Origin of the sequence: Ureibacillus massiliensis 4400831 = CIP 108448 = CCUG 49529 (assembly GCF_000772965.1) — a bacterium.
GTDB classification, from domain to species: domain Bacteria; phylum Bacillota; class Bacilli; order Bacillales_A; family Planococcaceae; genus Ureibacillus; species Ureibacillus massiliensis.
This window is the reverse complement of sequence record NZ_JPVQ01000013.1, coordinates 58,111-83,049: the sequence shown is the minus strand read 5'-3', so window position 1 is coordinate 83,049 and position 24,939 is coordinate 58,111. Positions and strand designations below refer to the sequence as shown.

Below are 24,939 nucleotides of genomic sequence, written 5' to 3'. Positions count from 1 at the left end.
TCTGAAGGAGAACCAACTTTTTTGTTTATATTAATGATGCCCTCCAGAATGCTCTCCAGTAACTGGTGCATCTGCTTGTAATGCCTGTTTATCACTTTCAGATAAATGTCCGACAATGAACTGTTTTGTTGGCATTATAATCGAGCCTTCATTACTCGCATGGACTTGGACATAGTAAAGGCCTTCACTTTCGAAGCTATTCGTTAAGCTAAACTGTCCATTACCATCATTATGAGCTTCAGTCATCTCATATTTGACCGTCCCATCCCGCTTCCAAATTTCGAAGTGAACATAATCTGGAGTTTCAACTTTCTCCCCATCTTGTGTAAGGTTTACTTTAATAGTTGCAGCGTTTGTCACTTCAAAGGGTTCTGGTAGTATAATCTCAGCTTCAAGGGGCTTTTCTTGCTTATAAAGCTGACTTGCATTTGGATCTGCCGTGCAAGCACTTAAAATACATGTCAATAAAACGATAAATAGTGATTGTATAATTTTCATTGGATTACTCCCTTCTCTCCATGTAGTTAGGCATTAAAGAATTGCTTCATAGCAGGTATACGTTGGATAAGCAGCCAATCAAGCAACCATACGACGATGAGTGATAAGCCTACGAGCGGGAAGAGTATGCCCAATATAATTAAAATCAATAAAAATCCTTTCATCGTTTTGACACTAGGAGCCGTTGGTGCACCAAGTTTTTTACTCGGCTTCCGCTTCAGCCATAAATAAAATCCACTGATTGATGTTAATACAATTCCAATACAAATAAGTAACCCTATTAGCTGATTCACTATCCCAAATTGTGTCCCCTTATGTAAGGTAATACCCCATGCAATCATTTTTCCAACAAACTGATAGTTATCGTAACGATAATCTGCTAATACTGCACCAGAGTATTGGTCAATGTGCATTGTTACTTCATCCTCTGCCTTAGCTGGAAAAGCAGAAAATGTATAAACACCCTCTTTTGTTTGAGGAATGTAAATAGTATAGCTAGGATCAATACCTTCCCTCTCTGCGATTTGCATCAAGTTATCAATGGATAAGACTTTATAATCCTGAATAGTTGATTCTGGTACATCTAAGTTTTCAGCAGCCCATGGAACATCAGCAATTTCTTTTGTTTTAGTAATTGATTCAGGAGCACTTCCTGTCCAAACAGATGGTGGATATCCTACACCTGTATTTGTCACGATATTTTGGAAGTTTGTTCCCCAAAATCCTGACCATGGTAACCCTGTCATAATTAGAAATAGCATCCCTGCTGTCACCCAAAATGCAGGTACAGCATGCAAATCTCTTCGTAAAATTCTTTGTCCCTTATTAAAACGCGGGAGTAAGACACCAGCCATTCCCTTATTTTTTCGAGGAAACCATAGGTAGAGACCTGTAATAATTAGTACGATTGCCCAGCAAGTTACGAGCTCCACAATACGATCACCTATAGTACCAATCATTAATTCACCATGGATTTCTTCAATCCTGTCCATGATTCGATCACTATCATTTAATTGTCCGATTTCATTGCCAGTATACGGATCCATAAAAACCGTATATGATACGCCATCTAAATTAATCCCTACTTCACTTGAACGCGTCTCTGTCTCCCCAGGACGATAACTTGTTACCAACGCTTTTGGATAGTGTTCTTTCACTGTTGCTATTTGCTGATCAGCGGAAACCCTCTCTCCTGTCGGTGTAACTTCATAATAGTCTTGATACAGTTGTTGTTCTATCTGTGGTTGAAATAAATAAATAGCACCCGTAATTGCTAAAATTACTAAAAATGGCGCAATGATTAAACCTGCATAAAAATGCCATCGCCAAATTGTTTTATATAACGCACCACTAGACTTTCTATTTTTTTCATTATTCGTCAACTACATACTCTCCTTTTTCTATTGTGCTAGGCAATTATAATAAATAATTGTGAATTAAGAATGAAATTTTCGGTTGATTTGCAATTTTTATGGAGATTGTTTATTCTGATTTCTTTTGCGATTGTTACTAGGGCACTAACGTCGTCTATTATCTATTGGGTTTTGTCTATTATCCCATGATTTTTTGTCTATTATCTTGCTCGGTTTGTCTATTATCCAGCGGGGGTTGTCTATTATTTGGGGCTTGTCTATTATCTATTGGGTTTTGTCTATTATCCCATGATTTTTTGTCTATTATCTTGCTCGGATTGTCTATTATCCTGCGGGGGTTGTCTATTATTTGGAGCTTGTCTATTATCTATTGGGTTTTGTCTATTATCCCATGATTTTTGTCTATTATCTTGCTCGATTTGTCTATTATCCAGCGGGGGTTGTCTATTATTTGGGGCTTGTCTATTATCTATTGGGTTTTGTCTATTATCCCATGATTTTTGTCTATTATCTTGCTCGATTTGTCTATTATCCAGCGGGGGTTGTCTATTATTTGGGGCTTGTCTATTATCTATTGGGTTTTGTCTATTATCCCATGATTTTTGTCTATTATCTTGCTCGATTTGTCTATTATCCAGCGGGGGTTGTCTATTATTTGGGGCTTGTCTATTATCTATTGGGTTTTGTCTATTATCCCATGATTTTTGTCTATTATCTTGCTCGATTTGTCTATTATCCAGCGGGGGTTGTCTATTATTTGAGGCTTGTCTATTATCCTATGACTTTCTTCTATTATCTTGCTCGGTTTGTCTATTATCTCAGAGCTTCTCGTTGTTCCCGCACCCCCCATCCCATTCATCCACCACATATAAAAAACACCCCCAATTCGCGTTCCCGTCGAATTGGAAGTGTTAACTATGTTCTAACTTATGCTTTTTAAAACTTCTTCATACTGCTCCACATTTAAGTTATACTTCTTCGCTAATGTAAGAAGTTCTACATAAATTTCTTTATCTAACTCAATTCCGTTTTGAAGCTGTTCACGCTTTTTTTCATATTCCATTTGTCCAGGGAACATGACGCGATCAAAGCCATCCATAGGTTCAGAATTTACAATTTGATCGATGCGGTCTTTCATATTTTCATAAAATTCTTCTAAATCGATAAACTTTGAAATATCGATTACGCCAAAGAAATGACCTAAATTTTGCGGGATATCTTCTTCATACTGACGTGGTACACCTTTCCCAAAGTTTGAGCCTGTTAATACACCCGTTAATATATCTACGATGATTGCTAAACCAGAGCCTTTTGCACCCATTGGTAAAATATAGCCCTTTAATGCTTCAGTTGGGTCTGTAGTTTCATTTCCATCTATAGTAATGGCCCAGCTTTTAGGTATTTTTTGATTTAGCTTTTGTGCTAAAGTAATTCGTCCCCTTGCTGTTACACCTGTTGACATATCAAGTGTTAGAATGGCATCTGTTCCTGTTGGTACACTGATACATACTGGATTTGTACCTAAAGAAGGCGTACTTCCTCCATAAGGAACCATTATATTGGAAGCATTTGTAAAGGAAAAACCAATCATTCCTTGTTGTGCTGCCATTTTTGAATAGAATGAAGCAATTCCGAAATGGTTTGAATGATTGACAGCACCAAAGCTAACACCAAATGTTTTTGCACGATCGATACACTCTTGCATTGCCTTTTTACCAGCTACCTGTCCCCATCCATTATTTGCATTCCAAGTAAATGTAGTCATTTGATCTTGCTCTACAGTAATTTCTGTGGAAGGGGCAACTAAATCCTTTTCTTGTCTCGTTAAATAATCAAACACTTTTGTTACACCATGGGAGGAAACACCGGATAAGTTCGCCTCTATTAAGTTTTCAACAATAATTTCCGCTTCTTCATGTGGTACTTTACAAGAAAAAATGTCAACGCAAAGGGAAGATAATACATCCTTATCAATTACGATTTTATCCATTAGGACTCACCTCCTATAGTTGAAACCAGCTCTTCAATAAACAATGTGTCAACCTTATAGGATTTCGCTAGTAAAATTAATTCATCTAAAACTGCCTTATCAACCGGGATTCCTTGCTCACTATATTTTTGATAAGTTTCATACGACTGTTGCCCTGGCATAAGGACGCGATCAAATCCTTTTAATGGCTTTGTCGTAATCGTCTCATCAATTTTGACCTCTAATCGATCATAAAATTTGTTTATATCCATGAAGCTATCAATCTTTAAAGCACCAAAGAGATGACCTAGTTTTTGTGGTTCGTCACCTTCAAATTGGGAAGGAATATTGGCACCAAAATTAGACCCCGTTAGTATTCCTGAAAGAATATCCAGGATGATTGCTAAACCTGAACCCTTTGGACCAAGAGGCAATAAATAGCCTTTCATCGCTTCTACTGGATCAGTTGTATTTTTTCCATCTACTGTAATTGCCCATCCTTCTGGAATAGGCTTTCCATCCCGCTCAGCGATTGCAATTTTCCCTCTTGCTACATTACTTGTCGACATATCAAGGGTAATAATAAAATCATTTTTCGTCGGCACACTTATACTTAATGCATTTGCTCCTATACTCGGTGTTTTAGCTCCGAAGGGAACCATATAGTTTGAAGCATTTGTGAAAGCAAAGCCTATCATCCCTTCGCGAGCTGCCCGCATTGTATAATACCTTCCGACTCCAAAATGGTTTGAGTTTTTTACACCGACAAAGCTTGAATTAAAAGTCTTACTCTTTTCGATACAAAGATCCATTGCATGAACTGATGCAACTTGACCCCAACCATTATTTGCATTGATAAGGGCAACCGCTTTCGTGTCGCGTTCTACTTGAATAGCAGTTTTATCTTCAATAAGCTTGTTATTCAAACGTTCTAGACTAGCTTTTAATTTAATAACACCGTGGGAATGAACACCATATAAATCCGCGAAAACGTAGGAATCTGCTATTATTTCCGCCTCGGAACGGTCCAATCGTTTTGCTAAAATTTCAGTACAAAGCTTTCTTAATGTGTCTTGCTGAATGAGTAGTTTCCCCATATATTACCTCCTCACCGCTTGATCATTTAGGCAAAAGGATGGCTCTTTACCATTTTTCACGTCGACAATTTGTGTAGCTGTTACGATAGCCATATCTTTCATTGCATCAATTGTTAATGCTGCTACGTGCGGTGTTAGCACAGCTTGCTCTATGGAATACCATTTTTCATTAATATCAAAAGGTTCCCCTTCAAAAACATCCAATGCAGCCCCAGCTATTCTGCCATCTTGAATGGCATTAATAACAGCTTGCTCATCGATAATGCCTCCTCGTGCCGCATTGATGAGATATGCGTTAGGCTTCATCAATGCTAGTTGCTGTTCGCTAATTAAATGATGAGTTGAAGGCATGTACGGTACATGAATTGATATGAAGTCTGCACTATTTAATAACGTTTCCATCGAATCTACAAGTTGAATATAATCTTCTTCAAGATTTTTCACGTACGGATCATATGCAATGACGTTCATACCAAAACCAAAGTGGCATTTTTGTGCAACTAATTTTCCGATATTTCCTAAGCCGATTAAACCTAATGTTTTGTTTTTCAACTCAATGCCTAACATTCCATTTCGTTTATTAAATTGATTTGATCTGACTGCATTTTGCCCTTCATTTACACGTTTTGCCAATGTCATCATTAGCATGACCGTATGCTCTGCCACTGAATTAATATTAGAAAGTGGCGCGTAGCACACTTTTATTCCTTTTGAAATGGCATAATCTACATCAATTTGATCAAAACCAACCCCATGTCTTGCAATGATTTTTAGTTTTTTCGCTTTATCAATTAGCGGTTGTTTAAAATTTGTCGTCCGAAGTAGCACTGCGTCTACATCTTCTATATATTTTTCAATTTCCTCCTCAAAATCATTGGATAATGAGATGACGGTACATTGATGTTGTTCAAAAATATCTAACGCTTCCTGAGAAACTGGTAAAGGAATTAACACCTTAAACTTTTCCATTTCCCCACATCCTTTTTAAAATAAAAGAAGAGATAAAAAATATCTCCCCTTTATCATGGTGACTGTAATTCGTTTCTTGACAAAATTTTTGATCGAACAAAGGATAAATGATGATACATCGCATGATATGCAGCTGCTGGATCTCTTCGTTTCAAAGCTAAATAAATCGCCAAATGATGTTCAATAGTAATTTCTGGATCACGATGTGTAATTAAGCTATCCGTCTTTTTATGAGCGATCAATAGTGCAACAATCATTCCTTCTACGACCTGATTATTTACTGATTCAGCGATTATTCGATGAAATTCTTGATCGAGGTATCCATAATCTGTATTTGGATTTGCAGCGATCAAATCGATCGTTTTCTTTATGCGTTGAAGGCCATCATCATTTATTTTTTCTGCTGCCATAGTAACAAGGCCTAATTCTAAAACGATTCTCGCCTCAATTACTGAAGGTATGTCATTGATCGATAATGCAAGCATCGCTTTAAAAGGAGAACTGCTAATTTTATCATTAATAAATGTACCCTCTCGAGGCTTTCTTTTGATAATCTCTAAAGTTTCAAGAGAACTTAATGCTTCTCTTAATACAGGTCTACTTACATGAAGCATTTCCATCAATTCAAATTCAGAAGGCAGTCGATCACCTGTTTTCAACTGACCAGACATGAGTAAATTCACTATATGATCAAGAACTTGCTGGGACAGTGTCGATTTATTTATTCCATCAGCTAAAAATTTATTATCCATTTATCCACCTGCTCATGACTCTAATTTTTCATATTTATTAAGACAATAGTATCATTACATCTAAGACAATAGTATTGTTACACTTTTATCGAACAAGACATGGTTTTTTATTATCAAATTTCCAATTTGGAATTAAATATTGCATTGCAATACTATCGTCACGCGCACCTAAATTATTTTCGATATACAATTGATTTGCTAGTTTCACTTTTTCTAAATCAATTTCTACACCTAACCCTGGAGCTGTAGGTACTTGCACTTCCCCATTAACAATTTGGAACGGATTCTTTGTAAGCTGCTGTCCATCTTGCCAAATCCAGTGTGTATCAAGAGCTGTAATTTCTCCTGGTGCAGCTGCTGCAACATGGGTAAACATTGCGAGCGAAATATCAAAATGGTTATTAGAGTGCGAGCCCCATGTATATCCCCATTCATGACATAGCTGTGCAACTTTTACAGAGCCTTCCATTGTCCAAAAATGCGGATCAGCTAATGGAATATCAACCGATTGCAATGAATGTGCATGACCAAATTGACGCCAGTCTGTTGCAACCATATTTGTTGCAGTTTTTATGCCAGTGCGTCGTTTAAACTCTGCCATAATTTCACGAGATGAATAGCTCCCTTCAGCACCGCAAGGATCTTCTGCATATGCTAACAAATGGCCTCTTTTTGACATTGCCTCAATGGCTTGCTCTAGTGTCCATCCACCATTTGGATCAAGTGTAATTCTAGCTTTTGGGAATCGCTTTGCTAGCGCTTCAATCGCATCCATCTCTTCTTCTGGTTGAAGGACGCCACCTTTTAATTTAAAATCTTCAAATCCATATCGTTCATACGCAGCTTCTGCTAGTTTTACAATAGATTCTGGTGTCAGTGCTTCCTGATGACGTAAATAAGTCCAATCATCCTCTGCACCTTCTCCTGTTAAATATGGTAAATCCGTTTTATTACGATCTCCTACATAAAACAAATAACCAAGCATTTTTACACTTGAACGCTGCTTTCCTTCACCTAACAAATCACATACCGGTACGTTTAAATGTTTCCCTAATAAATCGAGTAATGCTGCCTCAACTGCTGTTACAACGTGGATCGTCGTTCTAAGATCAAAGGTTTGAAGTCCACGGCCACTTGCATCCTTGAAGGAAAACTTATTTCGTATCGATGTTAAGATTGATTTATAGCTTCCTAGCTTTTGATTTACTATTAGTTCTTTTGCCTCTTCTAATGTTTGAGTAATTTCACTTCCACCAGGAACCTCTCCTACTCCTCCATTTCCGTTGCTATCCTCAATAATGACAATGTTGCGAGTAAAAAATGGACTATGAGCACCGCTTAAGTTTAATAACATACTATCGTAACCTGCCACAGGATAGACAGTCATGTTCTTAATCATGGGAACTGCTATCTTTGATTGCGTAACATGCATTTTATTTTTCCTCCACAACGTGATAATTAAATTTTAGTTCTTTTAAATCACTAACGATCCACACATATGCAACAATGGCAAGCAAACAATGTATACTTACAAACACTAATGGCCAGAAGAAGGAATTTGTCCATTCCACTAAAATCCCTATGCCAATTGGTGCTGTGATTCCTGCCATGTTTGAAAAGGTATTGAATATGCCACTATTAATGCCAATTAAACTTTTCGGTACGGTTTCTGTAATTAAGGTCCATCCAAGTCCACTAAACCCTCTACCCCACAAAACCGCTGTCATCATCATTACTACTAAAATTACTGAATCTATATATATTGTAAAAAATATAGTAGATGAAATGAATAGTCCTAATATAATTGGAAACTTTCTTGAAAAAGTAAGGGAATATCCTCTTTGTACAAACTTATCCGAAATGATCCCACCCATTAGTGACCCGAAAAAACCTCCAATGGCTGGAAAGATGGTATAAAAGCCTGCTTCAGCTACAGTTAGCCCTTTTTCTAAAATTAAGAAAACAGGAAACCACGTCATGAAAAAATAACTCGTTACAGCTGAGCAATATTGTCCTAAGTAAATACCTAGAGTCATTCGATTTTTTAATAATTGGATAATCGGATTTTGATCAAAAACAACCTTTTCTCGTTGCTTGTTTGGTGATTTATCCAAATTACCTTGGATATAATTTTTCTCACTTTCATTTATAAAACGATGTTGATTGGGCAAATCAAAATATCCCATCCATACAAATGACAAAATGAGCATCATACAGCCGATTATTAAAAATACATACTGCCATCCAATAGTAGTAGACAGTACACCGATTAACGGTGCGAAAATAATCACTGATAAATATTGTGCAGATGTATAAACGGATGTTGCCATCGCCCTTTCTTTTGACGGAAACCACTCCGCTACTACTCGTGAGTTTATCGGAAACATTGGTGCACTTATGACTCCAACCATCGCCCTGAGTACAATAAACACGCTCACCATGATAAATGCTGGTACTAGGTCTATGACAGAATGAATTATTAGAAGGATAGACCAACTAAAAGTTAATAGTGTGTAAATCTTTTTCGGACCAAATTTATCAACAAGCATGCCTCCGGGAATTTGCGCAAGTGCGTACGTCCATCCAAATGCCGAAAAAATATAGCCTAACGTAATATGATTGATCCCGAAATCATTGCTTATCGCATCACCAGCAATGGAAATAGCGGTCCTGTCCGCAAAGCTCAAAACAGTAATAAATAAAATGATAGGCAATATGGTAAAGCGGATGTGCGTTCGTTTTATTGTTTCCATAAGCAATCCATTCTACTTCACAAATACTGTTTTAATAGATGTAAAGAATTCGATCGCCGCTCGCCCTTGTTCACGAGAATGAGAGCTGGATTGTTTCATACCACCAAACGGTGCTTGTAATTCTACTCCTGCACTTTCTGAATTTATGCGAATTAGTCCTGCATCCATTTCACGAATGAACTCGAGCATTTTTTGAATATTTGTTGTGAAAATAGAAGCACTTAAACCGAAATCCGAATCATTTGCAAGTGTAATTGCTTCTTCCATTGAGGAAACCTTCATTAAGGCTAATACTGGTCCGAATATTTCTTCACGTGCTATACGCATTGTTGGCAAGACACCTTCGAATACAGTTGGCTCTACAAAATAACCACCTTTTTCTACTTTGTTTCCACCGTATAACAACGTTGCCCCTTCTTCTTTACCAATTTCAATATAAGAAAGAACGGTATTTAGTTGGCTTTCATTAGCACATGGACCCATCCAAATATTACTTTCAGCACCATCGCCTACTGTAATTTTCGCAACTTCTTCAAGTAATAGTTCTTTGAATTGGCTATAAACTGCTTCATGTACAATCACTCGACTAGTTGCTGTACATTTTTGACCAGTTGAACGTAATCCGCCGCTTATCGTAGCCTCCACAGCTAATTTCAAATCAGCATCATCTGCAACAATGACAGGATTTTTCCCGCCCATTTCAAGCTGATATTTCACACCACGATCAAAGGCTTTTCGTCCAATATGTTTACCAACTGTGTTCGACCCTGTGAATGTAACTGCATTAATATGCTCATTTTCAACCATCGCATCACCAATTACGGCACCAGAACCTGTAATTAAATTGATAACTCCTGGTGGGAAACCTGCTTCATGGAAACACTCCACCACTTTCGCAGCAGTAACAGCCGTTTCAATAGCTGGTTTTAATACAACGGTATTTCCATAAACTAAAGCTGGCGCCATTTTCCAAATCGGAATAGCAACCGGGAAGTTCCAAGGAGTAATAACACCTACTACACCAAGTGGTACTCGTGTTGTAATCATTAATGCATCTGCATCAGAAGACGGAATGTTATCGCCAATAGAACGTGAACCTTCACCGGCGTAATATCGTAAAATAGCCACTCCGCGCGCTGTTTCACCTTTTGCTTCCGGTAAAGTTTTACCCATTTCTTTCGTCATCGTTAGCGCAATATCGTCTAGTCGAGATTCTAAAATATTTGATGCCTTAAGCAAAAGCTCCCCACGAGCAGGGCCCGATAAACGAGCCCATTTCTTTTGCGCTTCTTTTGCACTTTCAAATGCTTTGTTTACATCATTTTCATTCGACTTTTGAACGACTCCCACTACTTCATTAACGTTAGCGGGATTTTTACTTTCAAATAATTGACCCGTTTCAGACGGAACCCATTCACCATTAATGTAGTTGTTGTAAATCGACATTTATTTCCCTCCTGATACTTCTGCATATTTTTCTTTTGCTAGTTTAATAATGTCTGCTAAAGCGTTGTAATGATTTTGCTCGACTGGCGCAATAGGCGGACGGACATGCGTTTCTACTGGTAAGCCAACAATATTCATTCCCGCTTTAATCAGTGACACTGCATAGCCTTGCTTTTGTTTTCTAATATTGTGAATAGGAAGAATAATATCCTCATAGAGTTGTTTTACCTTTTCTTGATCACCACTTAAAAGAGCATCGAAGTACTGACGTGATGCAAATGGAATATAGTTTGAAATGGCTGATGAATAAGTATCAAAGCCGATATTTAAATAAGTTGGCATTGTCACCTCTGCTAACGGCATACCATTAATCCACGCCAAACGATCTCCCAAAGCTTGTGTAAACTCAACATTTGTTTCGATATTCCCTATGCCATCTTTAAAACCTACTAGTTGAGGAATTTCAGCTAATTTTTTTAATGTGTCTAGCGTCATAACACAGTTATCTCTTTGATATACGATTGCATTTAGCTGCGTACTTTCGATAATTGTTTTCAAATATGAATAAATACCATCTTGTGAAGGAGTGATTAAATACGGTGGTAAAATTAAGTATCCATCAATTCCGTGTTTTGCTGATAATTCTGCTTGTTTTAATGCTTCTGTTATTTTGCCACCCACACCTGTATAGATTGGTACACGGTTTTGCACAACTTCTTTTGCTTTAATAATGAGTTGTTCATACTCTTCATCATTTATCGCATGGAACTCTCCCGCTCCACATGCAATAAACACTGAATTTAATCCATTTTCGATTAAAAACTCAATATTCTTTTGATAACTATCATAATTTATAGATAAGTCCTCATTCATAGGTGTTACTGGAAAACCTAGAATCCCTCTCGGAACTGTTCTTTCAACTGTCATGTTTATTCCACCTTTTCCATTTGTAATATTGTAAGACAAAGCTTCACGTAATAGGAGCGGGATTGAATAATGTAATATCATTTGTGATACCCCATTTATCTCCCCACGTTTCTTCTTCACCACTTGCAACACGAATGATTGATTCAAAGAGTCTTTGCCCAACCTCTTCTAACGTTTCTTCACCTGTTGCAATGGTTCCAGCATCTAAATCGATTAAGTCATGCCATTCTCTCTTTAAAGAGCTACGAGTTGAAACTTTTATAACTGGTACGACAGGTAAGTTATACGGTGTACCCCTTCCTGTTGTAAAAACTTGCAAATGAATACCTGATGCCGCTTGAAGTGTTCCACAGACGAAATCACTTGCAGGTGTAGCTGCAAATACTAGCCCTTTTTTCCGAACCTTTTCTCCAGGAGCAAGAACATCCACGATTGGCGATGTTCCAGATTTCACAATTGAACCTAACGCCTTTTCTACAATATTTGAAAGTCCACCTCTTTTATTCCCTGGAGATGGATTGGCGCTGCGATCGGCATTTCCTTTAGATAAATAGTGATCATACCACTTCATCTCACGTATTAATCCCGTTCCTACTTCTTCATTAATAGCCCTAGGTGTCAGAAGATGAATGGCATCTCGAACTTCTGTTACTTCAGAAAATAGTACAGTCGCACCTGCTTTTACCAATAAATCTGAAGCATAACCGACAGCTGGATTAGCTGTAACCCCTGAAAAAGCATCACTTCCACCGCATTGAACACCAATCACAAGCTCACTAATTGGACAGTCTTCTCGCTTACGTGCATTTAATTTTTTCAGTTTTTCATCTGCCATTTTCAAAATATCTTCCACCATATTTTGAAAACCAGTTTTTTCTTGAAGGAGCAATATACTACTTGCATCATTTGTAATGACGGATGCTTGTAATTTTTCACAGCCTAAGCCAACAACCATTACTTCTCCACCGAAGTTCGGATGTGTTGATAGGTTTGTAATCGTTCTGATTGGGATTTCTGCATCATCTGCTTGAATTGCGACGCCACATCCGTATGCATGCTTTAATGCAACAACATCATCTACATTCGGATATAAAGGCAATAGTTCGGTTTTAATTTTTTGCACTGCAAAATCTAAGACACCGACAACACATTGTACACTTGTTGTAATTCCTAAGATATTTTTTGTCCCGACAGTACCATTGCTATTTTTAAATCCTTTAAAAGTACGATTTGTTTGCTCCACTTTCACATCATTTACATTGGTACTAATGCTTAAGCTTTCAAGGGAAGGAGGCGTTGGTAATGTCAACATTGACTCCCGGATCCAGCTCCCCTTCTCGATTCGTTTCACTGCATAACCAATAATTTCTCCATAGCGGCGAATAATACCGCCTTCTTCAATCGTTTCGAGTGAAATTTTATGGCCTTGAGGAATCTTTTCAATTGCTTCAACACCAGAATCAAACTTAGATCCTGCTTCGACTCCTCCTTCATTGACAACTATTGCTGAATTATCATCTGGATGGACTTTTATATAAAGCGGTTTTGTACTTACTCCCATTTTTATCCCACCTTTAATAAGGTCTTCCTTTAAACTCTACTAATGCATTTAACAAAGCTTTAATATAACCAACTGAATAAGCAAACCCTAAACTAGAATGTTTCCATCCAATATTGGAGTAGGCCCAGTTTTCGTTTAAATCCGGTGTGTCACCCGCAAAGGTTAAAACGTGATCTGGATTTAAACAGCCTTGATACCCAACCTTGTCGAGTTCTAATAAAATTTTAAACATATTTAAATCGCCATCATCTAGCATCGCTTCTTCGAATGCGCCGGCAGTTGGTAAACTTCCTCTTACATTACGGAAGTGAACGAGGAATATTCTCCCCTTACGCCCAAAATGATTGATCTCATCTATCACGAGAGAAGAACCACCTGCTTCTGCTCTCGTGCCAATACAGTAAACGAATCCTACATTTTTTTGTGGGAAATCATCTAGAATTCGATTCAGTCCAATTCCACCAAACGGAGAATCTGGGTGGGGTGTATCAGACGGATGCATTGCCACTTTCACATCATTTTCTAATCCCGTTAAAACGATTGGGCGATAAGCCTTTTGGAACTGGGACCACCAAACTTCTAATTCTTCCATTGTAGGTGTATCAGACTTTTCTTTTAATAAACCTAAACTCTCCCCTCTACCTACAGCACCGCCACGTTGAATCGATTTGTAAGATTGGGAACGGCCAGGAAAAACATCGCCTTTAAAGCGTTGTCGTACAATTTTAATTCCAGCTTCACCAAATACTTTTACTGCATTTACGGAATTTTCTATTTGGATTTCTGAACCCGGTAAATCTTTCATAAAGTCTTCTGTAATATCTGGTAATGTTACTCGGTTTATTTCAAGTCCCCAGCTCCACAACCGTTTTTTTAACTGGAGGAGACTATCCAAATCTGGATAGCCCTGCTCCTTTACATCTTTAAATGAATGACCCATACCAAAATCTACACAATCTATACCCAATTGAACCATTTGCTTTAAATCTAAATCCGTTAAATCAGTCGTATTCACTGTTACAGAAACTTTCATTATCGCACCTCCTTATTCCGTAGATTCTTTAATATTTTTATAGAGTTCAGTAATATCTTCTAATCTTTGCTTTGTTTCCTCACCGTTTAAGAACACTGGTTCAACCCAATATTGAACAATTTCTTCTTGGAACTCTTCGTTTGCTACAGCTTTTTCCATTGCATCACTAAATGCTTGCACTACTTCATCTGGTGTTTCTTTCGGGAATGCCCAGTAAAATACTTTGTCAATTTCCATATCTACGCCTTGTTCTTTGAATGTTGGTACATCTGGCGCGGATGCTAAACGCTCTTCAGTAATAACTCCTAAAGATGCAAAATCGCCTGACTCAATATAGCTTTTTACGAAACCTAATGACGTTGGGAAAATGTCTACACGACCACCAAGTAAAGCTGTCAGTTTGTCTGAAGCACCACCAATATCAACAACGTTAAACTCTACCCCAGTTAACTGTTGGAACTCCATTACTTGGATATACGTCATCGAACCTACTTCTGTTGCCATTGTTACTTCTTTTGGATGTTCTTTTGCATAGGCAATTAGTTCCTCAAGGTTTTTAAATTTACTATCCTTTGATACGATAAATGTATTTGCTTGGTCTAGTACACCTGTACCTGCAAATTTGAAATCTTCAATGGATTTCTCTGATAATCCGTATAAGTTGTTTAATAACATTGAGTTATGGAAAGCTAAAACCGTATAACCATCAGCTTGAGCATCTATCACTTTATCAACACCAACTGTTCCACCTGATCCTGTAACATTTGAAACTACTAAAGGTTGACCTAATTCTTTCTCAATATATTTTGCTAGAGTACGAGTATTTAAGTCTGTATCGCCCCCCGCTCCAGCTGGTACCACCACTTCAATTGGTTTTTTCGGATAATCTGATCCTGTATCCCCTGATCCATTTGCAGAAGATCCACCGGTTCCTCCACCAGACTCATTTCCGCTTCCACATGCAGCTAACATGAACACCCCAATAATCGTGAGTAAAGTTAAAAGTAATTTTTTCATTTCAAAATCCCCCTTGTTTTTTAATTTTCGAAAGAAATTTTCTTACTCTTACTAAAAGATTTCCAAATTTTCCATCCCACTGATACGACAGTAATAATTAAAAATACTGCTGCGATCGGTTGAGTTATAAATGGTGAAAAATCCCCTTGTGATAGCATTAAACCACGACGTAAATTTGTTTCTAATAGAGGTCCTAAAATAAAGCCTAGTACTAATGGTGTTAATGGAATTTTCGCCTTACTCATTAAGTAACCAACGATACCGAAGAATAGTAATGCATATACATCGAACATACGGTTGTTTACACCGTAAGCACCTACAACACAAAGCGCAAAAATGATTGGTAATAAAATGTATTGAGGAATGCTTAATAGTTTAATGAATCCCCTCATTCCTACAAATAGAAGGATTGCCATGAATAAATTTGCAATAAGTAATGCTGCAAAAATACCGTAAACAACATCTCCACTATTTTGGAATAATAAAGGTCCTGGTTGTAATCCGTGTAAGACTAATCCTCCTAATAACATTGCTGTTACTGTATCCCCCGGAATACCTAAGGAGACTAGTGGAATTAAAGCGCCTCCAACTGCCGCATTATTCGATGTTTCCGATGCAACAACACCACCTGGAACGCCAGTACCATATTCTTTCGGTTTTTTAGAAGCATTCTTTGCAGCAGCATATGCGATAAGATTAGCTGTTCCTCCACCAATTCCTGGTAAGATTCCAATACCGATACCGATTGCACAAGATCGAATGAAGTTCCACTTTTCACTTAAATACTCCTTAAAGGGAACTTTATAGCTTATTTTTTTCAAGTCATATTTTATTTTTTGGAGTCCCTTTTTCTCTGCTACTAACAAAATTTCAGATACTGCAAATAAACCGATTAATAATGGCATTAAGTCAAACCCTGCATCTAATTCACTAAAGCCGAATGTAAACCGAGGAAATGCATCGATTGGTGCAGATCCAACCATTGCAAACCCAATACCCATTAACCCTGCTAAAACCCCTTTTGCAAGGGAATCACCTGATAAAGTTGCAATCAATGTTAGTGAGAATATAACGATAGCAAAATATTCATAGGGTCCGAACTTTAATGCAAACTGACCTAATGGAGGCGCTATCATTATTAATAACATGATGCTTATTAGCCCACCCAAAAATGAGGATACTATAGCAAAAGAAAATGCTTTTCCCGCCTGCCCTTTTTGAGCCATTGGATAACCATCGAATGTTGTTGCAATTGATGAAGGTGTTCCCGGCAACTTTAATAAAATCGCTGGAATTAAACCTCCTGAAACACCTCCGATATATAGTCCCATTAAAAGCGACATCCCCGCTACAGGATGCATTCCATAGGTAATCGGTAAACAAATCGCAACAGCCATCGTTGCTGTAAGACCAGGAATGGATCCAAAAATTAATCCTAAAATGGTTCCTCCAAGTATTAATAAGATTGTCGTTACATTCATTACACCGGAGAATCCCTCTAATAGCATTTCTAGCATTTAATCACCCCTATCCTAAAATCCCTTGAGGGAGCATTACGTAAAAGACATTTCTGAAAACGTAATTCACAATCACAGCCATCAGAATCGATATTACGAGAAATAAAATAATCTTTTCTTTAGCAAAATTTGAAATGATTAACATTTGGGCTATTAAAAATAATGCTGTCGCTATTAAGAAACCTAGAATTGGTGTTAACAAGATATAAATAAGCATTGCAATAATACTGATCACCAATTTTTTATAATTTTTACTTTCAGTTTCTTGTTCAACGATTTCTTCCGCTTCTAAATTCGTATCATTTGTTTTCTTACTTCTACTTTTTAAAGCGTTTACAAAAATAATGACTGAGGTTAATAGAATTAAAACTGCAATCACTCGTGGCATGAATTCTACGCCAACGCCAAAATTTGTCCCCTCAAACGATTTGAAGCTAAAAGTCAAAACAAAAGCAATAATCCCCACAACAAACATAAAGCCACTAGTTACAAAATCACGATTCGTTTGACTACTCATCAAACCCCCCCTGTTTGACTCAATTTTTTGAATTATCTTAATTCGCTTTAATTGTAAGACAATATTTATTTTTAGGTCAATCACTTTTTTGTCTTAAAGAGAATTTTTTGTTCGTAAAACAGAAATATAATGCGGTAACTTAAGAAATTTTTTTATTCAAGGATACTATGGAAAAGTGGATGAATTTTTTGTTTGCAAATAAAATAAGAGCCTGTTGATCCTTATTTTTCTTGAGAAATAATAAAAACGGGAAGCGATATACTTCCCGTTCATTTTTCTAATATAGAGGATTAAATTATAGTATTATAGTAAATATTTTTAGGGATTAGATGAAAAAATTTTTTGTTTGTTGTATAAAATTAAAAGTAAATATCACTTAGATGTCTTTATTTGTCTTACGTAGATTTAGAGTCTCCATTTTGCTCCTCTTCCGACCACATTATATGCTCTGTCCTAATCCGTATATAAGGCATATTGAACATTGTATTTCTTTTCAATTCCTGCTTTTACATATAATTTTGCAACACTTATTGGAGCTAACTCTTTAAGATGACTGACATCTAAATCTTTAATTCAAAATAGGTAAATTCTTTATCAAATTCAGATGGTACTCCTTCTTGTATAAAGTTCGGTTATGATTTTGCCTCGTCGAATGAAATGGACATTGCTTTATACATTTTCCCATTCCAACCATACTGTATCTTTAACTCTCCCACATATCCACCTATAGAGACAAATACTGTCGTAAAACCGTATAGAACGCCATTTTCAACCTTATAATCCTCTAGCATCCCTACAAACGGGCGGTCATGAGACAGTTCGTTATAATTAAACGTTGAAATATTAACAATATATTTCTTTTCGCCAATTAAAATCGTTACTTGTTCTTCTTGACGCTCCATTTTAACGAGTCGTTTAACTGCATCATTTATAGACTCCACTGGAACCTCTTCAAATCTCCTAGTTGGATCATGAATTTGATTTAATACATGAATCTCTTTAGTGGAAAGTCCTGAACCAGCACCAGAAATTAGCGCCACTACAATATCTTTATGAGAGTCTGCATTAATATCTTCATAAAATAAAGCTGGAGCAAACTTAGCGTTATACCAATTAGGAAAATTGTATAATAATTCCCCGCCAACATTGTCTTCACTACTACCAATTTGAACAGTAAAATTAGTTGTGGCCATACTATTTACTTTATCCGCTATTAAAAAAATATTGTGATACCATTCATCCGATATAACGAAAGAAGTAACAAGCCGTTCAGCTGCAGTAACATTCTTTGTATGACAATAAAACATAGAAATTAATAAAAATAAGAAAAATCTTTTCATCGTCAATCCTCCTTATTTTTAGTATTTCCGTTTTGATTGAATTAAAGCGGATTAAAGCAAATAAAACTACTAACGACTACTAACGCTTGTTTCCACTTTATTAAATGAAAAAAGGGCTGCCTTAGCAACCCAATAGACTTCATGTTATTTATTCCTGTAGCATCTTTTCATAAACTTTTAAATTTTGGTATATCGTTTTCAGAAGTGGTGCATCTATATTGTGTTCTTTCGCTAAGTTTAATAAGTAGCCCTGTAAGTGATCGCCTTCGATTGATAATCCTTTTTCCATATCCCGTTGCATAGATGCTTTCATGTCGTAAGAAAGAGTATCTATTGTCTGCATATGAGTATCGACAATATGCTCAGCAATTGGTGCGCCATGTACTCTCATAATTTGAGCGATTTCTTCAAATAATTGGCGGATAAAGGCTTGTCCTCCTTCACTTTCACGAATAGGCCCGATTGGCGCACGTGTTAATGTAGTCACCCCTGACAAAGCAGTGATAAACATATATTTATGCCACATATCTTGCACAATATGTTCGCTTAATACAAAGCTTGCTTTAGTATCACTGAACACATCCGCAATTTTTTGTACTCGCTCTGTCTTCTCCTGATTGAATTCACCAAATACAAGTCTGTGAGCCTTGCTTGTTTGAACAACGTCACCATCCTCATTTAACGTTGTTTCAATAAAGCATAGCCCTCCAATCACTTGTTCGTCTCCAAAAGCTTCTTTTAATGGCGGTACATGGGCGATGCCATTTAATAGTGGAATGATTACCGTATCTTCACCTACAAATGGTTTTAAATCGTTAATGGCTGCATCTAAGTGATACGCTTTTGTTGAAAATAACACAACATCAAAAGGTATTTCATTATCTGTTTTAGTAATTAATTTTGGTGTAAATGTAAAATCTCCGTTTATACTTCTAATGTTTAAACCCTTTTGTTCAATCTGTTGTTTTCGTCTATTTCGTACGAGAAACGTAACGTCTTCTCCTTTTTCTGCTAAACGACCTCCAAAATATCCACCAATCCCTCCAGCGCCTAAAACTAGAATACGCATATAAAATCCCCCTTTTACTAAAAATATTATCTTTATATTTTATTAATTTTTACTCACTAAATAACCCGCAAACAGTTATTAAATATATAATTCTAAAAAAATTGCGTTAATCCTTGTGAATTAACGCATAAATTTAGTATAGTATCAGGGATATTTTTTTCAAAATCTCAATTGAGTAGGTACATCTAAGATCAGGTCAAGTTTTTCAGTTACTCTAAATGGTATATTAATTGAATAACACCTGAGGGGAATTTTCTTGTATTAACTAGCTTTAAATTCAACCTCTGTTTTATATCGATAAATAAAGGTTTTCCCTCTCCTAGAATAATTGGATGTACTGATAATCTAAATTCATCTACAAGCCCTAAATTGATAAAGGTGGTAATTAGACTTGCTCCACCATATAGCCAGATGTCTTTTCCCGGTTTTCTCTTTAATTTCTTTACTTCTTCAATTAGATTATCGTTGATGAAAGTTGCCTTATTATCATCACTTTTTTGAGTTCTAGAAAACACGTATTTATTTTTACTATCAATTAATTTCCACATTTCTTTTTCATCATCAGAAATTACATCTTCCGGAATATATTGTCCCCATAAATCATAGCTTTTTCTTCCATAAAAAATCGTATCAATTTGATTAAGAAAATTAGTAAACTCCATCTCAGCATCCATTATGCACCAATCAATTTCTCCATTTACTCCCTCAATAAGTCCATCTAAAGTAACTGCTAAATCTAATATTATTTTTCTTTCTTCGGTATTAGACATAAATTCTTTCTCCCTTTGTAATTTTTGACATTGTTCAGATTGTATTATTTCTTGATAATAACGAACATCCAATTTACTAGCTATTCATCACTCTTTATCTCTTCTACCTCACGAGCAAACCAATGGATAAAACCGCAACGCTTACATATTAAGGTCGTGGCGGAATCATTTAGCCATTCTATATCAAAGAAAGTTAAACCTCTTGTATTGAGAAGGGCTTTACTTTGTTCAAATTTGTTATGTTTACATTGAACACATGTAATTTCAACATCATTGACTTTGTATTCTCGACCAATTTTTGCTTCTTCTCTTTCCCGTGCCATTTCATCTGCAATTTTTTGGCCTTCAATACGAAGTCTTTCTAACTCTTTTTTGCTATACATTTCCCCATCACCCTTTTAAGACATTTATCTTTCATACGATTGGTAACGGTAAAAGTTCCGGTTATATGTAAATGAATGATGATTCCAGATAATTTTCATTTTTACCCCTGTATCAATTCTGTTTTATATGCTTTTGGGTTACTTTCTTCCTGAAGAAACTCATTTGTACTAATGACGACAAGATTACATTTCCTCGTATAGGGACATGCTTTCACAAATAAGGAAAAATAGATTATACTTGAATGACTAACATATTCAAAAAGGAGACTTCCTATGAGCGAAAATCAGCAATCTGAAGCACCAAAAAAGAAAATGAGTCTACAAGAAGCAGCAAAACAATTGCTTGAAAACAAAAAGAATCAGTCCTCTGGCGGTAAAGGAAAAACGAATGTCGATCTTTCAGCGAAAAAAATGAAAAGCCAGCAAACGAAAAAGGCAAGCACCACTCGTAGAAAAATGGGCTCATAATGAACGGACAAAATCGTAAAGATATACAACCAGGAATGACCGTTGATATTGTATTAAAGCAAGATCAACAAACTGGTAAGCTTACAAGAGGTGTCGTAAAAGACATACTCACCAATTCAGCCACTCATCCTCATGGAATAAAGGTAAGACTAACGGATGGACAAATTGGTCGAGTGAAGAAGGTATATTCGGAATAAAATGAAACCTAGTGATTCAGTAAATATCACTAGGTTTTTCTATTGTGGTTGTATTTATAGATTATTAATCAAACATAATTTGAAACTTCATATACTATTCTCTCTCCAAAGCCTTACGTATTGATGAAAAGCTTCCTCCAGCATTTTATTTTAAAGTAAGATCAAACTATAAAATAAAAGACCTGAGCAATATCCAGGTCTTCTATGAAGGTGTCGGCGTGTTTTCTTAATTATTTTGGGCTAGCGGAGAGAATTACTATATTTATTCGTTAAAGATTAATAACCACCACCGAATCCGCCATTGTTAAAATAAGCAGCACCTACAATAATTAATAGGATAAATAAAACAACAAGTAATGCAAAACCTGAACCGTTGTTACCATATCCGCCTGATCCAACGTATCCTCCCATATTTTCACCTCCTGTTATTTCAACTAGTTACATTGTATGGTTGAAAATAATTACGGTTTGGTTACTTGTAATGGATTAGAGGAATTTTTTGAATTCGGACTTCTAAATTATCTATTCGTAAGTAATCTTGTTATAATTCATTCGTAAATTGTTTATCAATCATCAGAGTAAATCCCACTGAAGAGATGGCCGAGAACATGACGAAAAACATTAAACTTAGCTTTTACTATTCACAAATTTTATTCTTCATTTTATTGCCTATATGGATTGAGCTGACGAAATATCTTCATCCAATTGTCATTGGCGTTGTTTGGTTTTGTATTACTTTTGCTTTTTTATTTGGGGTTTGTTGGATAAAAAAGGAAACAATCCGATTACCAAAAGCTTTTCTTCATATATTCATAGTTCTTTATTCTTTTGGGTTGCTTATTTTATTATTTTTCAGACCAAATGGGGCGAGTTACGGAGGAGTCAGTCTGATTCCGTTTGATACAATCTCCTTTTATCTGTCTGGAAACGTAAATTTTTTCATTGCACTTTATAATCTAGCCGCAAATATTGGGTTATTTGTTCCTTACGGATTGTATTATCGATATTTAAATGGGGTCTCCTCTTGGAAGCGATTGATGCTTATCACTGTAATTTCGATAAGCATGATAGAATGCTTACAATTCAGCACAAAAAGAGGAAGCCTAGATATTGATGATCTAATACTAAACGTCCTCGGTGTATTACTTGGTTATTTAATTTATCCTTTATTTGAGAAGGTTTTTGCTGTTGAATAATTGATTTCAATTCATCATAATAGCCATTTTCATTTTCTTAAAGATTAAGGTAAGTCTTTTATTTGCTCAAGCTCTTTCGTGTTTAAACCAGTTACTTCTTCAATTAACTCTAACGGTAGTCCTTTTTTCAGCAACTCTTTTGCTATTTTATGAGTCGCTTCTTCTTTACCTATCTCTTTACCTATTTCTTTACCTTTCTCAATTCCACGTTCTTCATACGAAATCGGGAGTTCCATGATTTTAACACGTTCAGATGGATCGAGTCTTTTTACTTCTTGCATCAAGATTTCCTCCTCTTCATTTGATAATGTTAAGTACTGTTCAAAGAAACCATAGATGTAGCGCTCTCTTGCTGGATCTAAATTCATACGAACTAGCATACGTAAAAATTCCTTCTTTACTTCGATTTTCTCTTCATCACGATAGCCCATCTTACTTAGCAGTGAAGCAGCTACGGGATTATCGGAAGTGATATAATCTTTCCAGTGAAGTTTTCTTAAATTCAAAGTAAGATATCGAAAGTTCATCACTCTGAAAAAAGGAAATTCCAATGTGTATTCATTCTTTTCCACTCGCTTTTCATCATAGGAAAAAACAGCGATAGGTAAAATTGGCTTTCTATATTTATTATAAAGTAGGCTGAAATAATGATACATACGTTCATGGAAATTTTCCTGATAATAGCTTTGTGCCTCAACATGGATTATCAAAAACGTTTCTTGCCCCTTTAGTTTCGTCTCGATGACAATATCTGCTCTTCTACTTTCACCCTCAAAAAGATCCGTAAACATCTCTTCTGATAATGGATGAATTGTTAAAAAATCAATATGGACATATATATCTGGAAAAAAAATTTCAATAAATTCTTCAAAAAATGTCTGAATGAGTTCTTTAAATAATTGATCATGATGGGTATAATTGGTAGTTTGATTATTCGGGTAGTTTGAAGTTTCTTCATTTTCTTTGACAAAAAGTAGTTCTTGCATTTAACCACATCCTTACAAAAAGAAATAAAGATGTTAAAACATGGAGTATATCTACTAGTAGTATACCAAATACCCGAAAAAAGAACAAGCGTTCTTAATAATTGATAGCAAATATTAGGCGGGATATATTCCTATCTTGTAGCTAATATTTGCACGATTTATTCTGTCTTTAATTCATGTTTATTTACTCTATATAATTCCCCGTAGGCAGCACCACCTAAAATCAGCATAGCTCCCACGATTTGCATAGGATTTAACAGTTCTCCTAATATGATAAAGGAAAAAACTAAAGCCGAAAGAGGTTCTAGATAACCAAGAATCGATACAGATTGAACTGGAAGACGACCAATAGAAGAAAAATAGAAATAGCAGCCGATTCCAGTATTCACTATACCTAGTATTAAGATAGGGATCCAATTACCTTCTATAACGTTCACTGAAAAGCCTTGCTTAAAACCTATAAAGGTGGATACTGTTAGAAAGCTTACAACTAACTGGCATGTAGCATTTTCAAGTCCTATAATGCTTTTTGCCTTCTTATTAAAAATTACCATCAATGCATACATTCCCGCCGCTAATATTCCTAAAATTAACCCCCATGTGACTTTACCCGATATTAAATCGTGCCAGTTTAAACAAAACATCCCGATTATTACCGCCAAAAATCCTATCATTTTAGCACTTGTCATCTTTTCTTTAAATAGAAATGGTGAAAGAATCATGACAATTACAGGTCCACAATAATAAGTAAGAACAGCAATACTCACACCGACTTGTGCATATGCTTCGAACAACAATATCCAGCTTGCCCCCATCGCAATACCAGAAATCATTAAATAAAGAAGATGTAATTTATTTTTCCAGAATTGGAGTTTTTGCTTCATCAATACAAACACAATAATTAAAAATATGCTTCCAATTAAAGTACGTAAATAAACAATTTCGTAGCTGTTCAATAATATATAACTAGCAACAATTCCATTGGAGCCAAACAATAGCAATGCAACAATATATTTGACATATGCATTTTTCATGAGAGTCGTTCCTTTCAATGCTTGATTTATCAATAGCAAAAGCATAGCATATGTACTGACATTACAA

26 protein-coding genes are annotated in these 24,939 nt (G+C 36.1%); 3 read left to right on the top strand and 23 right to left on the bottom strand.

Features of this window, described 5'->3' with window-relative positions:
• Positions 1-30: 30 nt before the first annotated feature.
• From CD30_RS09000 to CD30_RS08905, 20 genes are all read right to left on the bottom strand, one after another.
• Positions 31-498 carry a FixH family protein gene (locus CD30_RS09000; RefSeq protein ID WP_036175535.1) on the bottom strand — a complete coding sequence of 156 codons (468 nt, stop codon included), beginning with the start codon at positions 496-498 and terminating at the stop codon, positions 31-33.
• Positions 499-524: 26 nt separating this feature from the next.
• Positions 525-1,880 (bottom strand): PepSY-associated TM helix domain-containing protein, encoded by a 1,356-nt coding sequence (locus CD30_RS08995; RefSeq protein ID WP_036175532.1) that lies wholly within the window; start codon positions 1,878-1,880, stop codon positions 525-527.
• A 664-nt stretch (positions 1,881-2,544) separates the two neighbouring features.
• Positions 2,545-2,739, bottom strand: a complete 195-nt coding sequence (locus CD30_RS20315; RefSeq protein WP_036175529.1) for a hypothetical protein — start codon at positions 2,737-2,739, stop codon at positions 2,545-2,547.
• A gap of 54 nt (positions 2,740-2,793) precedes the next feature.
• A complete protein-coding gene (locus CD30_RS08985; protein ID WP_036175527.1) occupies positions 2,794-3,861 on the bottom strand; it encodes an Ldh family oxidoreductase in 1,068 nt (355 codons plus the stop codon).
• Entirely contained in the window at positions 3,861-4,937 is a 1,077-nt protein-coding gene (locus tag CD30_RS08980) for an Ldh family oxidoreductase (protein ID WP_036175525.1), read from the bottom strand. The genes CD30_RS08985 and CD30_RS08980 overlap by 1 nt, the downstream gene beginning before the upstream one ends.
• A gap of 3 nt (positions 4,938-4,940) precedes the next feature.
• Positions 4,941-5,906 (bottom strand): hydroxyacid dehydrogenase, encoded by a 966-nt coding sequence (locus CD30_RS08975; protein WP_036175523.1) that lies wholly within the window; start codon positions 5,904-5,906, stop codon positions 4,941-4,943.
• 53 nt (positions 5,907-5,959) lie between these two features.
• On the bottom strand, positions 5,960-6,658 hold the full coding sequence (locus CD30_RS08970; RefSeq protein WP_036175521.1) for a FadR/GntR family transcriptional regulator: 699 nt from the start codon (positions 6,656-6,658) through the stop codon (positions 5,960-5,962).
• Positions 6,659-6,743: 85 nt separating this feature from the next.
• Positions 6,744-8,090, bottom strand: coding sequence for an enolase C-terminal domain-like protein (locus CD30_RS08965; RefSeq protein ID WP_036175519.1), 1,347 nt, complete (start codon positions 8,088-8,090; stop codon positions 6,744-6,746).
• Position 8,091: 1 nt separating this feature from the next.
• Positions 8,092-9,411: an MFS transporter gene (locus CD30_RS08960; protein ID WP_036175517.1), complete on the bottom strand. Its 1,320-nt coding sequence runs from the start codon at positions 9,409-9,411 to the stop codon at positions 8,092-8,094.
• Positions 9,412-9,423: 12 nt separating this feature from the next.
• Positions 9,424-10,857, bottom strand: coding sequence for an alpha-ketoglutaric semialdehyde dehydrogenase GucD (gene gucD / locus CD30_RS08955; protein WP_036175514.1), 1,434 nt, complete (start codon positions 10,855-10,857; stop codon positions 9,424-9,426).
• Positions 10,858-11,784 (bottom strand): 5-dehydro-4-deoxyglucarate dehydratase, encoded by a 927-nt coding sequence (gene kdgD / locus CD30_RS08950; protein WP_036175626.1) that lies wholly within the window; start codon positions 11,782-11,784, stop codon positions 10,858-10,860.
• A 43-nt stretch (positions 11,785-11,827) separates the two neighbouring features.
• On the bottom strand, positions 11,828-13,345 hold the full coding sequence (gene garD, locus CD30_RS08945; RefSeq protein WP_036175511.1) for a galactarate dehydratase: 1,518 nt from the start codon (positions 13,343-13,345) through the stop codon (positions 11,828-11,830).
• 13 nt (positions 13,346-13,358) lie between these two features.
• The gene (locus CD30_RS08940; RefSeq protein ID WP_235802033.1) at positions 13,359-14,378 is read right to left on the bottom strand and encodes a mannonate dehydratase; all 1,020 of its coding nucleotides are present in this window, start codon (positions 14,376-14,378) and stop codon (positions 13,359-13,361) included.
• A gap of 12 nt (positions 14,379-14,390) precedes the next feature.
• A complete protein-coding gene (locus CD30_RS08935) occupies positions 14,391-15,395 on the bottom strand; it encodes a tripartite tricarboxylate transporter substrate binding protein (RefSeq protein WP_036175506.1) in 1,005 nt (334 codons plus the stop codon).
• A gap of 20 nt (positions 15,396-15,415) precedes the next feature.
• Positions 15,416-16,912, bottom strand: a complete 1,497-nt coding sequence (locus CD30_RS08930) for a tripartite tricarboxylate transporter permease (protein ID WP_036175504.1) — start codon at positions 16,910-16,912, stop codon at positions 15,416-15,418.
• A 10-nt stretch (positions 16,913-16,922) separates the two neighbouring features.
• The gene (locus CD30_RS19475; RefSeq protein WP_052126120.1) at positions 16,923-17,429 is read right to left on the bottom strand and encodes a tripartite tricarboxylate transporter TctB family protein; all 507 of its coding nucleotides are present in this window, start codon (positions 17,427-17,429) and stop codon (positions 16,923-16,925) included.
• Positions 17,430-18,061: 632 nt separating this feature from the next.
• Positions 18,062-18,769: a hypothetical protein gene (locus CD30_RS08920; RefSeq protein ID WP_036175502.1), complete on the bottom strand. Its 708-nt coding sequence runs from the start codon at positions 18,767-18,769 to the stop codon at positions 18,062-18,064.
• 148 nt (positions 18,770-18,917) lie between these two features.
• Positions 18,918-19,838, bottom strand: coding sequence for a 2-dehydropantoate 2-reductase (gene panE / locus CD30_RS08915; RefSeq protein WP_036175500.1), 921 nt, complete (start codon positions 19,836-19,838; stop codon positions 18,918-18,920).
• Between the two features lie 209 nt (positions 19,839-20,047).
• Positions 20,048-20,608, bottom strand: coding sequence for a dihydrofolate reductase family protein (locus tag CD30_RS08910; RefSeq protein ID WP_036175498.1), 561 nt, complete (start codon positions 20,606-20,608; stop codon positions 20,048-20,050).
• An 80-nt stretch (positions 20,609-20,688) separates the two neighbouring features.
• Entirely contained in the window at positions 20,689-20,991 is a 303-nt protein-coding gene (locus CD30_RS08905) for a hypothetical protein (protein WP_052126119.1), read from the bottom strand.
• Positions 20,992-21,264: 273 nt separating this feature from the next.
• On the opposite strand from CD30_RS08905, the gene CD30_RS08900 reads away from it, so the two are divergent.
• A complete protein-coding gene (locus CD30_RS08900) occupies positions 21,265-21,459 on the top strand; it encodes a hypothetical protein (RefSeq protein WP_036175496.1) in 195 nt (64 codons plus the stop codon).
• Positions 21,459-21,656: a YwbE family protein gene (locus tag CD30_RS08895; protein ID WP_036175494.1), complete on the top strand. Its 198-nt coding sequence runs from the start codon at positions 21,459-21,461 to the stop codon at positions 21,654-21,656. The genes CD30_RS08900 and CD30_RS08895 overlap by 1 nt, the downstream gene beginning before the upstream one ends.
• Positions 21,657-21,932: 276 nt before the next feature.
• Here the strand turns inward: CD30_RS08895 and CD30_RS19765 are convergent, their stop codons facing one another.
• Complete coding sequence (locus tag CD30_RS19765) at positions 21,933-22,067, bottom strand: YjcZ family sporulation protein (RefSeq protein ID WP_084077758.1); 135 nt, start codon at positions 22,065-22,067, stop codon at positions 21,933-21,935.
• Between the two features lie 197 nt (positions 22,068-22,264).
• Here CD30_RS19765 and CD30_RS08890 point away from each other — a divergent pair, with 197 nt between their 5' ends.
• Positions 22,265-22,852, top strand: coding sequence for a VanZ family protein (locus tag CD30_RS08890; protein WP_036175491.1), 588 nt, complete (start codon positions 22,265-22,267; stop codon positions 22,850-22,852).
• A 44-nt stretch (positions 22,853-22,896) separates the two neighbouring features.
• Here CD30_RS08890 and CD30_RS08885 read toward each other — a convergent pair whose 3' ends face one another.
• Positions 22,897-23,838, bottom strand: a complete 942-nt coding sequence (locus CD30_RS08885) for an RpnC/YadD family protein (protein ID WP_235802032.1) — start codon at positions 23,836-23,838, stop codon at positions 22,897-22,899.
• A gap of 158 nt (positions 23,839-23,996) precedes the next feature.
• Positions 23,997-24,872: a DMT family transporter gene (locus tag CD30_RS08880; protein ID WP_036175488.1), complete on the bottom strand. Its 876-nt coding sequence runs from the start codon at positions 24,870-24,872 to the stop codon at positions 23,997-23,999.
• Positions 24,873-24,939 lie beyond the last annotated feature (67 nt).

What these genes read in the sequence shown, in the direction of transcription:
- CD30_RS09000 (WP_036175535.1), bottom strand. Translation starts at nt 498, where the DNA reads ATGAAAATTATACAATCACTATTTATCGTTTTATTGACATGTATTTTA.
- CD30_RS20315 (WP_036175529.1), bottom strand. Translation starts at nt 2,739, where the DNA reads ATGTGGTGGATGAATGGGATGGGGGGTGCGGGAACAACGAGAAGCTCT.
- CD30_RS08985 (WP_036175527.1), bottom strand. Translation starts at nt 3,861, where the DNA reads ATGGATAAAATCGTAATTGATAAGGATGTATTATCTTCCCTTTGCGTT.
- CD30_RS08980 (WP_036175525.1), bottom strand. Translation starts at nt 4,937, where the DNA reads ATGGGGAAACTACTCATTCAGCAAGACACATTAAGAAAGCTTTGTACT.
- CD30_RS08975 (WP_036175523.1), bottom strand. Translation starts at nt 5,906, where the DNA reads ATGGAAAAGTTTAAGGTGTTAATTCCTTTACCAGTTTCTCAGGAAGCG.
- CD30_RS08970 (WP_036175521.1), bottom strand. Translation starts at nt 6,658, where the DNA reads ATGGATAATAAATTTTTAGCTGATGGAATAAATAAATCGACACTGTCC.
- CD30_RS08965 (WP_036175519.1), bottom strand. Translation starts at nt 8,090, where the DNA reads ATGCATGTTACGCAATCAAAGATAGCAGTTCCCATGATTAAGAACATG.
- CD30_RS08960 (WP_036175517.1), bottom strand. Translation starts at nt 9,411, where the DNA reads ATGGAAACAATAAAACGAACGCACATCCGCTTTACCATATTGCCTATC.
- gucD (WP_036175514.1), bottom strand. Translation starts at nt 10,857, where the DNA reads ATGTCGATTTACAACAACTACATTAATGGTGAATGGGTTCCGTCTGAA.
- kdgD (WP_036175626.1), bottom strand. Translation starts at nt 11,784, where the DNA reads ATGACAGTTGAAAGAACAGTTCCGAGAGGGATTCTAGGTTTTCCAGTA.
- garD (WP_036175511.1), bottom strand. Translation starts at nt 13,345, where the DNA reads ATGGGAGTAAGTACAAAACCGCTTTATATAAAAGTCCATCCAGATGAT.
- CD30_RS08940 (WP_235802033.1), bottom strand. Translation starts at nt 14,378, where the DNA reads ATGAAAGTTTCTGTAACAGTGAATACGACTGATTTAACGGATTTAGAT.
- CD30_RS08935 (WP_036175506.1), bottom strand. Translation starts at nt 15,395, where the DNA reads ATGAAAAAATTACTTTTAACTTTACTCACGATTATTGGGGTGTTCATG.
- CD30_RS08930 (WP_036175504.1), bottom strand. Translation starts at nt 16,912, where the DNA reads ATGCTAGAAATGCTATTAGAGGGATTCTCCGGTGTAATGAATGTAACG.
- CD30_RS19475 (WP_052126120.1), bottom strand. Translation starts at nt 17,429, where the DNA reads ATGAGTAGTCAAACGAATCGTGATTTTGTAACTAGTGGCTTTATGTTT.
- CD30_RS08920 (WP_036175502.1), bottom strand. Translation starts at nt 18,769, where the DNA reads ATGAAAAGATTTTTCTTATTTTTATTAATTTCTATGTTTTATTGTCAT.
- panE (WP_036175500.1), bottom strand. Translation starts at nt 19,838, where the DNA reads ATGCGTATTCTAGTTTTAGGCGCTGGAGGGATTGGTGGATATTTTGGA.
- CD30_RS08910 (WP_036175498.1), bottom strand. Translation starts at nt 20,608, where the DNA reads ATGTCTAATACCGAAGAAAGAAAAATAATATTAGATTTAGCAGTTACT.
- CD30_RS08905 (WP_052126119.1), bottom strand. Translation starts at nt 20,991, where the DNA reads ATGTATAGCAAAAAAGAGTTAGAAAGACTTCGTATTGAAGGCCAAAAA.
- CD30_RS08900 (WP_036175496.1), top strand. Translation starts at nt 21,265, where the DNA reads ATGAGCGAAAATCAGCAATCTGAAGCACCAAAAAAGAAAATGAGTCTA.
- CD30_RS08895 (WP_036175494.1), top strand. Translation starts at nt 21,459, where the DNA reads ATGAACGGACAAAATCGTAAAGATATACAACCAGGAATGACCGTTGAT.
- CD30_RS19765 (WP_084077758.1), bottom strand. Translation starts at nt 22,067, where the DNA reads ATGGGAGGATACGTTGGATCAGGCGGATATGGTAACAACGGTTCAGGT.
- CD30_RS08890 (WP_036175491.1), top strand. Translation starts at nt 22,265, where the DNA reads ATGACGAAAAACATTAAACTTAGCTTTTACTATTCACAAATTTTATTC.
- CD30_RS08885 (WP_235802032.1), bottom strand. Translation starts at nt 23,838, where the DNA reads ATGCAAGAACTACTTTTTGTCAAAGAAAATGAAGAAACTTCAAACTAC.
- CD30_RS08880 (WP_036175488.1), bottom strand. Translation starts at nt 24,872, where the DNA reads ATGAAAAATGCATATGTCAAATATATTGTTGCATTGCTATTGTTTGGC.